This is a genomic window from Marinimicrobium sp. ARAG 43.8, from assembly GCF_050113635.1.
GTDB lineage: Bacteria > Pseudomonadota > Gammaproteobacteria > Pseudomonadales > Cellvibrionaceae > Marinimicrobium.
On the sequence record NZ_JBNJLT010000004.1, the window covers coordinates 303444 to 314436 of the forward strand.

Genomic DNA, 10993 nt, shown 5'->3' on the forward strand with positions numbered 1-10993 from the left:
TCCATGAATGATGTGAAAGGCTACCGGGGGCAATTGCTGCATTTTACCGGTGAGCCCAAGCCGACAGACAAGCGCAGTCCGACAAATAAGAAGGATGGCGATGACCACTACGTGTATCACGAGGACGGCGTTCTTCTGGTGTCGGGCAGTGGCCACGTGGTGGCGGCGGACAGCGCCGAGGCCCTGGCGGCTGAAGGGCTGGATCTGACACGCTGTGAGCACTTTCCCGGCCATTTAATTATGCCGGGCATGGTGGATACCCATATTCACTACCCGCAAACCGGCGTGATCGCCTCCTATGGCGAGCAGTTGATCGACTGGCTGAATCAGTACACCTTTCCGGAAGAGCAGCGTTTCGCTGACCTGGAGTTTGCTGCGTCACAGGCCGAACAGTTTCTGAATCTTTTAATGGATCACGGTACGACCACGGCGATGGTGTACACCACGGTGCACCCTCAATCCACGGAGGCGTTTTTTTCGGCCGCCCAACAGCGCGGCGCACGCATGATTGCCGGCAAAGTCATGATGGACCGCAACGCGCCGCCAGCCTTTCTCGACACCCCGAAAAGCAGCGAGCTTGATTGTCGCCAATTGATTGAGCGCTGGCACGGGACTGACCGTTTGCATTATGCCTTGACGCCGCGCTTCGCGCCGACGAGTACCGCCGAGCAACTGGCCGTGGCCGGAACCTTGTTGCGCGAGTACGAGGGCTTGTATCTGCAAACTCACATTTCCGAAAACAAGGCGGAAATGGCCTGGGTGGCCGAACTGTTTCCCGATGCACGGGATTACCTTGATGTGTATGACCGGTACGGTTTGCTCAATGAGCGCAGCGTGTTGGGACACGGTATTTATCTGAACGACAGAGAGCGACAGCGGCTGGCAGAAACCGGCGCGCGCGTGGCGTTCTGCCCGACCTCCAACCTGTTTCTCGGCAGTGGCTTACTGGATCGTCGTGCTCTGGCGGATGCGGGCGTGGATGTCTGTCTGGCGACGGATGTGGGGGGCGGTACCAGCTTCTCCATGCTGCGCACCTTATCGGAAGCCTACAAAGTGATGCAGCTGCAGCATCAGTCGTTGCACCCGCTGGAGGCACTTTACTGGGTGACGCTGGGCAACGCCCGAAGCCTCGGTCTCGATCATCGCATCGGTAATTTTGCGAAAGGCAAAGAAGCGGATTTCATCGTACTGGATTTGAACGCTGACGCTTTGCAGGGTTATCGGCAAAGCCGGGCTGTGACGCTATCGGAAAAACTGTTCGCCCTGATGACGTTGGGCGATCGTCACAACGTTGTGCAGACGTATTTGATGGGGCATCGGCAGGCAGGATACCAAACCGTAAAAGGGGACGCGCGTTGAGCACCGTATTGATTGAGTGGTTGAATCTGGGGTTACGCTGGTTCCATGTGGTGGCGGGTATCGCATGGATTGGTGCGTCGTTCTATTTTATCTGGCTCGACTTGAACTTGCGCGAACCTCCGCGCTGGAAAAAAGATCAGGGCATCAAAGGCGACCTCTGGGCTATTCACGGGGGAGGCATTTACGAAATCGGTAAATATCAGCTACGGCCGAAAAAGATGCCCGAGCGCCTGCACTGGTTCAAGTGGGAAGCCTACAGCACCTGGCTTAGTGGCACGCTGCTACTGATCGCGTTCTATTATGTGCAGGCGCGCTCCTACCTTGTGGGGCCGGACAGCTGGGTGTCCACGCCGGAAATGGCCATCGTGGCGAGTATTGCGTTCATTGTCGGTGGGCAACTGCTCTACGAAATGTTGTTGCGTACCGCCCTGGTGCGCCGCGGTCTTTGGTTTGCGGTGGTGCTGGTCGGGGTGATTGCGCTGGCGAGCTGGTTGGCGCAACAGTTGTTTTCGGGGCGTGCCGCGTTTTTGCATGTCGGAGCCCTGATCGCCACCTGGATGGCGGGCAACGTGTTCTGGGGCATTATTCCCGCGCAGAAAAAATTTATTGCCGCTGTCAGTGACGGGCGTGAACCGGACCCGGCGCCCGCGGTGTTTGCCAAATTGCGCTCCACGCACAACAATTACCTGACCCTGCCCGTTATTTTTTGCATGATCAGTAATCACTATCCGTTTTTGTACGGCAGCGAATACTCCTGGTTGCTGTTATTGGCGATCGGGGTGCTGCTCGCCTGGGGGCGGCACTTTTTTAATCTGAAACATCAAGGCATTGTGCGCCCCGGAATTCTGGTCAGCAGCGGCCTGGGTCTGGTGTTGGTCGCTGTAGTGGCGTCGTGGGCCGCGAGCCACTCCAGTATGGACGAGGACGCGGTTGGTACGAAAATGTCTGCCACCGATATTGATGTGCTGATCGACCAGCACTGCACGAATTGCCATTCGCCCTCCCCGACACAACCCGGCTTTCAAGCGCCGCCCGCGGGGTTGGTGATTACCGATACGGACAGTCTTCTGACGTACCGGACCAAGGCACTTCCCGCTCTGCATTCGCACTACATGCCACTGGGAAATATGACGGGAATGAGCGATGAACAGCGCTCGGCGATGGTGCACTGGCTGGAGCAGCAGGAGTGATGGTATGAGCGCTTACATTATTGTGGATATCGATGTGCATGACCCGGATACCTATCGCGATTACCTGACGAAAATCACACCCACCGTCGCGGCCTGTGGCGGGCGTTATCGGGTGCGCGGCGCCGACTCGGAAACACTGTATGGCCACTGGCAACCAAAACGGATCGTCGTGATGGAATTTCCCGATTGGGCGCAAGCACACCACTGGGCTACCAGCGAAGAGTATCGACCCATTCACCAGCTTCGCCAGAGCAGCGCCACGGTCAATATGGTGCTGGTGGATGGCACCGTGGAGACTGTGCTTTCTTCCTGAGCCTGGTTTGATCCTGTCTCGAGTTGGTGTGGGTTGCGACCGTGCCGGGTTTTTGGCGCGAAAATTGCCTGAACCTCTATCAAAAGCTTTTCAGTGTGTCGAGAGCCTTCCTCAGGCATCACCATCGGCACGCTGTTATTGATGAGAGAGTGTTTTATGGCCGGTTCCCTGCTCGATGTGTTGTGGCTGGTATTGTGTTCGGCGTTGGTGTTTAACATGCAACTCGGATTTCTGTGCCTGGAGTCCGGACTGACCCGTAGCAAGAACGCCATTAATGTGGCCTTGAAGAACATTACCGACTTTGCTCTCGCGGTGGTGCTGTATTGGCTTTTTGGTTTTGGCCTGATGTTTGGGGCCAGCGCGGCCGGTTGGCTGGGCACTAGCGACTTTTTGCCGTCGGCGTTGCTGGACGATGCCTGGTACGCCGCCCTCTTTCTGTTCCAGGCCATGTTCTGCGCCACCGCCGTCACGATCATTTCCGGAGCGTCGGCGGAGCGCCTGCGCTTCGCCGCTTATGTCCTTATTGGCTTTCTGGTGGCGGGGCTGATTTATCCGGTGTTCGGTCACTGGGCCTGGGCGGGTGTTCATGCGGACGGTTTGGGCTGGCTGGCCCGACTCGGTTTTGTGGACTTCGCCGGCTCTACGGTGGTGCACAGCGTAGGTGGCTGGGTAGCGCTGGCTGTCTTGCTGATCATTGGTCCCCGACAGGGACGGTTCGAGCGCGAGGAGCGAGCCATTCCGGGTTCCAACCTGCCACTGGCCATGCTAGGTGCTCTGCTGCTGTTCTTTGGCTGGTTCGGCTTTAACGGCGGCAGCACGCTGGCCGCCACCCGCGAAATTCCCGCGATTGTCGTCAACACCTTGCTCGGCGGCGTGGCTGGTGTACTGGGAGTGCTGGTCGTTAACTGGCGTCTTAAAGGCTACACCGACGCGGTGCAGCCAGTGAACGGGTTGCTGGCGGGGCTGGTGTCGGTGACTGCCGGGGCTCACACCCTCTCCACTCTGGATGCATTACTGGTCGGCGCGGTGGGTGGTGTCGTGATGATGGTTGCGGATAACCTGCTGGCGCGACGGCGCATTGACGATGCGGTAGGCGCTGTGCCCGTGCATTTGGCGGCGGGCATTTGGGGCACGCTGGCGGTGGCATTGTTTGGCGATAACGAGCTGGGGCGACTGCAGCAGTTCGGGGTGCAATTGACCGGCATACTGGCTTGTGCGATCTGGAGTTTTGGCGTGGCGTATCTGTTGCTGCGGATCCTCAACACCGTGTTTCCCCTGCGAGTGAGTGCGGAGGCGGAGCGACTGGGTTTGAATGTGGCCGAACACGGCACTCGCACCGAACTGATTGAATTGCTGGAAGCGATGGAGGGCGATGCCCGTGCGGGGGATTTTCACGGGGAAGTCCCGGTGGAGCCGTTTACCGAAGTCGGGCAAATCGCCTTTCAGTACAACAAAGTAATTCGTGCGCTGAGCCGCGCGGTGCAAACCACTCAGGCCATTGTGCGCGATATTCGCGATGGTATTTTAACCTTTACTGCCGAAGGGCGATTGACCAGCTTTAACCCCGGGTCGCGCAAGATGTTTGCGTTGGCCTCCGATCATCCGGGGCTGTCTTTACGGGAGCTTTTGGACGAGGAGGACTGGCGGCCGGAGTTATGGCTGCCGTCTCCCGGGGGAGAAATCAAGCGGGAAGTAAAGTGTCGGCGAGGCGACGGCAGTCATTTTCTGGCGGAAATGACCATCAGTCGTGATGCGCTTTCCGGTGGCGATCACTACACTGGAATCGTGCGGGATATCACGGAGCGGCGCCGAATGGAGGAACAGCTCTACCACGAAAAAACACTGGCCCAGGTGACCCTGGCCTCTATTGGCGACGGGGTGATTACCACCGACAGTGCCGGCTGTGTGCAATACCTGAACCCCGTCGCCGAGGAGCTTACCGGTTGGTCATTGGCGGAAATGAATGGCCGTTTGTTCACCGAAATCTATCAGTTGGTCGACGAAGTCAGCGGCGCGCCGTTGCCTAACTCAATTGAACAGATTCTGCGCAAACCCTATCGGCCCAAAGGCCGGGACGATGGCGCCCATCGTGCACTGAAACGGCGAGACGGACGCACAATTCCGGTGCAGGATTCGGTGGCACCCATCCGCGATCCGGAGGGACGTTTGCTGGGTGTGGTACTGACGTTCAGCGACGTATCGGTGACCCGGGAGCTGGCCAGGGAGTTGACGCATCAGGCGGCACACGACGCGCTGACCGGTTTGATCAACCGGGCCGAATTTGAACGGCGTCTGGAGCGGCTGCTGAGCGACGGGGGTGAAGGCGAGCATGTGCTGTGTTACCTGGACCTGGATCAGTTCAAAGTGGTGAACGACACCTGTGGCCATATTGCCGGTGACGAACTGCTGAGGCAGCTTTCTGTGCTGTTTCAAAGTCGAGTGCGCGACTCCGATGTGCTGGCCAGGCTCGGTGGTGATGAATTCGGTATCGTGTTGCATCGGTGCGGTGTGGAAGAAGCGTTGCGAGTGGCGGAGAGCATTCGTGAGCTGGTGGAGGATTTCCGGTTTTCCTGGGAGAGCAAAACTTTTGCGGTGGGCGTGAGTATCGGACTGGTGCCGATTGCGCCATACGACCACGGCTTGAGTCCCTTGCTGGGCGCCGCTGATGCGGCCTGCTATGCGGCCAAAGATTCGGGCCGTAACCGCGTGCATCTGTATGAGCCCGACGACCAGGTATTGCTGGAACGACAGGGCGAAATGCAGTGGGTGAACCGTTTGCGACGGGCGCTGGACGAAGACCGGTTGCGGCTGTTCGTGCAGCCGATTGTGCCGCTTAAAGTCGATAGCGCAGACCCGGCTGATAAGCCGGTGCCAAGCTACGAGGTGCTGGTGCGCATGCTGGATGAGCGCGGTGGCCTGATTCCGCCGGGCGCCTTTATGCCGGCGGCTGAGCGCTACAGCGTGGCGGCGGGCATCGATCGTTGGGTGGTGGAGAATACGCTGGCCTGGGTCGGGGATGATTTCCGCCGCAGCGGCCGCCTGCCAGGCTACTACAGTATTAACATCAGTGCCGACTCGATTACCGACCCGGATTTTTTAAACTTTGTGCTGGCCGGACTGGAGTCCTCAGGGGTTCCCCCGGAAAGTATTTGCTTTGAAATTACGGAAACCAGTGCCATCGCTAATCTATCCAGTGCCGTGCGCTTTATCGAACGGCTGAAATCCATCGGTTGTCGCTTTGCGTTGGATGACTTTGGCTCAGGCGTATCGTCGTTTGGTTATCTGAAAAACCTGCCTGTTGATTTTATCAAGATTGACGGGAGTTTCGTGAAGGATATCTGTCGTGACTCCACAGCCCATGTGATGGTAGCGTCCATCAATAATATTGGTCAGGAAATGGGCCTCAAGACCGTGGCGGAGTTCGTAGAATCCGAGGAAATCCTGATGGCCTTGCAGGCATTGGGCGTGGATTACGCCCAGGGTTATTTCCTCGGGAGACCCGAGCCACTGGATAGCCGCTGGGAGGTTCGGATGATGCCGCGCTGAGTAGCCGTGGAGCGATAAATAATGCTTGCCAGAGGCGCGGGTGCAGCGCAAAATTCGCGCTTCCGGCGCAGGCCGTTTTCGTGAGTCGCTGTCCTATGAATCTGGTTAGTTTTGACCCCTTCCGTACCTTGGGTTTTCCCAATACCCGGGTTATTAAACCCGAACACTGGATGCGCCATCAGGCGGAATTGACTGCTGCGGATTGGGTGTTGTTTCCCGAGTATTGGCAGATCAACACGCTGGTATACGGCCTGGGTTGCCGCATCTTCCCGAGCCAGTCCAGTTATTTAATTGGCCACAATAAAGTAGAAATGAGCCGGGTGTTTGAAGCGGTGGCGCCCCGACATGTGCCCACCACTCACATTTTGGCGAACACACCCGAGAACGCCGAACTTCTATGGGAACGTATGTCTCCGCCCTTTGTGGCGAAGCGCCCCAAAAGCAGCATGGGGGAAGGCGTCTGGTTGATTGAGGACCGCGAGCAATGGTGTCAGTACCTGACGCGTACCGAGACCTTATACGTTCAGGAGTGGCTTCCCATCGACCGGGATATTCGCGTAGTGGTTGTGGGCCGTAGGGTTCTGGCGGCCTATTGGCGCCTGCAGTCCAGTTACAGTTTCCACAATAATATTGCGCGAGGCGGACAGGTGGATGAAGCGCCAGTGCCTGAAGCGGCCCTGGCGCTTGCGTTGCGGGTGGCGCATCGCTTGCAGGTAGACCACGCGGGTTTTGATATTGCCATGCTCGGCACTCATCCCGTCCTGATTGAATTCAATCGCCTGTTCGGACATCAAGGCATTGCCGGAGGAGCGGCACACTTGCGCGAGGCGGTGCTCGGTTATCTGAGTGAAGCGCTCAGCCCCGGGGACGATCCCGACCACCCCATTGCCGCCTGACGAGGCGAACACTTACCGGGAATAGGCGGGTAAGGCCGCTTATTCCCGAGTGAGTTGTCGAATGGCCTCGGCATGTTGTGGAAATTGCGATAGCAATGGTTGGCGCTCGCCCAGTGTCATATCTGCAAAGTCAAAACCGGGCGATACCGCCTCGCTGATCAGTCCATATCCCATGCGGCCTGGCAGTACACGCGAGGCTTTCCAGACGCCGCCCTTTACCGTCATTTGTAAACGTTGGCCGTTGACCACATCGGGGCCCATGACCAGCGTTTCCAGGCTCCCATCCGGGTAAATCAGGGTGTACTCAATGGGATCACCCATATGATAGTAGTGCACGATATCGGAGCGGTTCAGATGGAAATGGCCGATAGGTGATTTTGCGGTTAACAGATAAAAAATCGAAGTCATGGTGTAGCGTTCACCATGACGGGTCATGATGGGGCCGCGGTCATCGGCCTGAAAGGTCCGACGGTAAAAACCGCCCTCCACGTGACCCTCCAGGTTCAACGCCTTGATCACCGCGCGGGCACTGTCCGGCACATTCGTCATAGGGTGTTCTGCCTCACGGGATTGGGGTGTGAGCTGACAGCCGGCCAGAAGTGCTGAAGCCAGGCAGGGTGCCATGATCCGTTTTAATAAAGGGTTGCAGACAGGTTTTATCATAGCGGCTCTTTCATTATGTAAAAGCAATCATTGTTTAAAAGCATTGTTGTGCTGTCTCTACCGACGGCGGCGTTGTCCGTGCGGTGTTTTTCGATGTCCGTTAAGCGGGATGGTTTTGTCGCCAGTGGTGTGCGATATCCGCCCGACGACACAGCCAGACATCGTTGTGGCGCCGTACATAATGCAAAAACCGTTGCAGCGCCTGGAATCGACCCGGGCGACCGATAATGCGGCAGTGCAGCCCGACGCTCATCATCTTGGGCGCATAGGCCCCTTCGGCGTACAACGTATCGAAACTGTCCTTCAGGTAGGTGTAGAACTGGTCGCCGCAGTTGAACCCCTGGGGCGCCGCGAAGCGCATATCGTTGTTGTCCAGCGTGTAGGGAATGATCAGGTGTGGATCGTGTTGCTCGCTGTAATGCCAGTAAGGCAGATCGTCGGCGTAGGAATCCGAGTCGTAGAGAAACCCGCCTTGCTCCAGAATCAAGTGACGGGTATTTGGGCTGTCTCGGCCCGTATACCAGCCCAGCGGTCGTTCGCCCGTGACCCGGGTGTGGATGTCGATGGCCTGCTCAATATGAGCGCGCTCTTCGTTGATGGGCATAAACTGGTGGTCAATCCAGCGGTAGGCGTGGCTGGCAATTTCCCACTCGGCGGCCTGCATGGCTTCTACGGCGCGGGGGTTGCGCTCCAAGGCCATCGCTACTCCGTAAACGGTGACCGGGACACCGAGTTCGGTGAACAGCCGGTGCAATCGCCAGAAACCGGCGCGGCTTCCATATTCGTACATGGACTCCATGCTCATATGGCGAGCGGGGTAGGGTTTGGCACCGATAATCTCCGAAAGAAATGTTTCGGAATAGGTATCACCATGTACCACGGCGTTCTCCGCGCCTTCTTCATAGTTAATCACAAACTGCACCGCCAGACGGGCGCTGCCGGGCCAGCGTACCCGGGGCGGGTGGCCCGCGTAGCCGATCAGGTCCCGGGGGTAATGGTTCTGGGTCATGTGGGCCTCGCTTAAAACCCGTGGGTAGACCCTGGACTAATCAAAAATTATGCCATCAGACAAGGTATTCCGAGTGGCTATTTGTACGTGGTGGCGCTGTATTTCGGGGCACTTTTTATAAACTTGCACCACATGAAAACAAATCTCGACCGTTTGGACAGGTTATTGCCTGCGCTGGCTAGGCACGGTACGGGGCGTTAAAAGTGGTATCACTATTGCATTGGTCAGTTCACCGATGTGGACCCACCTATTGGTCCGCTTGCTGAGTGGTACCCTAACCCGAACGGAACAACGCCATGAGTTTTACCCCTCTTTCCAAACCCCTGACGGCGGCCTGGTGCGTCGCGGTTTTCTGGCTGGTGCTCGGTGCTATGCAAGCCCGGGCGGACGATGCATGGTTCGAAGCCTTTAAGGCCGAAGCCAGTGACCGCGAGCTGTACACCTTCCTGTACGCGATGCCTAAAGGGGGGGATCTGCACAACCATATGAGCGGCTCGGGTATGTCCGAGTGGTGGTACGAGCTGGCGCTGGCGCAAAAAGCGCATGGCTACGAGTTCTACACCAAAGTGCGTATCGACAACTGCAAGCCTTTTGGTCACAACGAATATGGACGCTCTCCTTACTTATTGATGTTTCACAACATACGGGCCTCTACCTACGAGACATTGCCGGCGTGTGAAAAAGGTGAGTACAAAAAGCTCTCGGAGCTGAACGAAGAGGAACGCCAGGGCTGGCTGGATAGCCTTCGTCTTAATCACGATCATGAAGGTCGGGACGAGTTTTTCTCCACGCACTGGCAGCGCTTTGACGAGCTGCTTTCCAGCCCGTACCTGATGATGGAAATCCTGTATAGGAATATGGAGGCTTTCGGTAAAGAGGGGCTCATCTACCTGGAGGCCATGATGGGCGCCAAGGGCTTTCGCAAGCCGGACGGATCGCCTATTCCGGCCGAGACGGTCGTGCAAATGTACAAGGATCGCCTGGCTCAGAAAGATGCAAAAGATACGGGCGTGACGGTGCGCTTTCAGGAGTCTATTCTGCGCTTTGCTCCCAATGCGGAGCAGCAGCTGATCGACGCTTACGAATTCGTTTCCGAGAACAGCGATTTGTATTTGGCGGTAAATATGGTGGGCCGTGAGGACAACGACAAGGGCTATCCGATGCGTTTCAAGGATACCCTGCGGGAACTGCGTCGCACCTATAATAACGTTCGTTTGTCGATTCACGCGGGTGAACTGGATGAACCCAACCGCCACGTCCGGGATACCCTGATGCTGGGGGCGGATCGTATCGGACACGGGATTCAGGTAATTAATGATGAAGATTTGTTGCGGCAAATGCGCCACGGTCCTTACCTGATCGAGATTAACCTGATTTCCAATCTGCTGCTGGAGTATGTGGATGACTACAGTCAGCACCCGTTCCCGGAATATCTGCGCATTGGTGTACCGGTAGCGCTCTCCACGGATGATCGCGGCATGTGGGATTCCAACATCACGGACGAATTTTTTGTAGCGGTCAAGGAGTACAACCTATCCTGGAGTGAGTTGAAGCAACTGAGCAGAAACTCCCTGGCTTACTCGTTTGTGGACGACGAGACGAAGGAGGCGTTGCTGAAAACATTCGAACAGCGCATTAAAGGATTTGAAACGGCGTTCCGCAAGCGTGGCGTCAGAGTGCTGGAGGATGTGGAGCCGGTTAGCTACAGCTTCACCTGTCGTTTCTACGACCTGTGTGACTGGGGACGCTAAGGCTCCGTTCGTCGCTGACCGGAGAAACACATTTGCAGGCATTGATTGGGAAACCCCGATCAATGCTTTTTTCTTTTCGATGATCGCTCAGGGCTGACCACCTGATCGCTCAAGGCTGATCACCTGATCGCTCAGGGCTGACCACCTGATCGCTCAGGGCTGATCACCTGATCGCTCAGGGCTGACAACCGACCGCTCAAGGCTGGCGGGTGTTGTGCCCCATTTGGTGCATGCGTTCCGGGAGTGCCTCAGGAATGATCGCTCTG

General features: G+C 57.0%; 8 protein-coding genes. 6 read left to right on the forward strand and 2 right to left on the reverse strand.

All coding sequences use genetic code 11. From position 1 onward, the window contains the following. The first annotated feature begins 3 nt into the window (after positions 1–3). The 5 genes from guaD to ACQCLF_RS10445 all read left to right on the forward strand — a co-directional run bounded on the left by guaD (position 4) and on the right by ACQCLF_RS10445 (position 7304). Entirely contained in the window at positions 4–1359 is a 1356-nt protein-coding gene (guaD, locus tag ACQCLF_RS10425) for a guanine deaminase (protein ID WP_426986964.1), read from the forward strand. After that, the gene (locus ACQCLF_RS10430) at positions 1356–2549 is read left to right on the forward strand and encodes a urate hydroxylase PuuD (protein ID WP_426986966.1); all 1194 of its coding nucleotides are present in this window, start codon (positions 1356–1358) and stop codon (positions 2547–2549) included. The genes guaD and ACQCLF_RS10430 overlap by 4 nt, the downstream gene beginning before the upstream one ends. A 4-nt stretch (positions 2550–2553) precedes the next feature. After that, entirely contained in the window at positions 2554–2862 is a 309-nt protein-coding gene (locus tag ACQCLF_RS10435) for a DUF1330 domain-containing protein (RefSeq protein ID WP_426986968.1), read from the forward strand. Between the two features lie 156 nt (positions 2863–3018). Further along, positions 3019–6408: an ammonium transporter gene (gene amt, locus ACQCLF_RS10440; RefSeq protein WP_426986970.1), complete on the forward strand. Its 3390-nt coding sequence runs from the start codon at positions 3019–3021 to the stop codon at positions 6406–6408. 95 nt (positions 6409–6503) lie between these two features. Beyond that, positions 6504–7304, forward strand: a complete 801-nt coding sequence (locus ACQCLF_RS10445) for an ATP-grasp domain-containing protein (protein WP_426986972.1) — start codon at positions 6504–6506, stop codon at positions 7302–7304. A gap of 39 nt (positions 7305–7343) precedes the next feature. On the opposite strand, the gene ACQCLF_RS10450 is transcribed toward ACQCLF_RS10445, so the two are convergent. Then, on the reverse strand, positions 7344–7967 hold the full coding sequence (locus ACQCLF_RS10450) for a cupin domain-containing protein (RefSeq protein WP_426986974.1): 624 nt from the start codon (positions 7965–7967) through the stop codon (positions 7344–7346). A 100-nt stretch (positions 7968–8067) separates the two neighbouring features. Then, a complete protein-coding gene (gene puuE / locus ACQCLF_RS10455; protein WP_426986976.1) occupies positions 8068–8976 on the reverse strand; it encodes an allantoinase PuuE in 909 nt (302 codons plus the stop codon). A 296-nt stretch (positions 8977–9272) separates the two neighbouring features. On the opposite strand from puuE, the gene ACQCLF_RS10460 reads away from it, so the two are divergent. Next, entirely contained in the window at positions 9273–10727 is a 1455-nt protein-coding gene (locus ACQCLF_RS10460; RefSeq protein ID WP_426986978.1) for an adenosine deaminase family protein, read from the forward strand. The last annotated feature ends 266 nt before the right edge of the window (positions 10728–10993 follow it).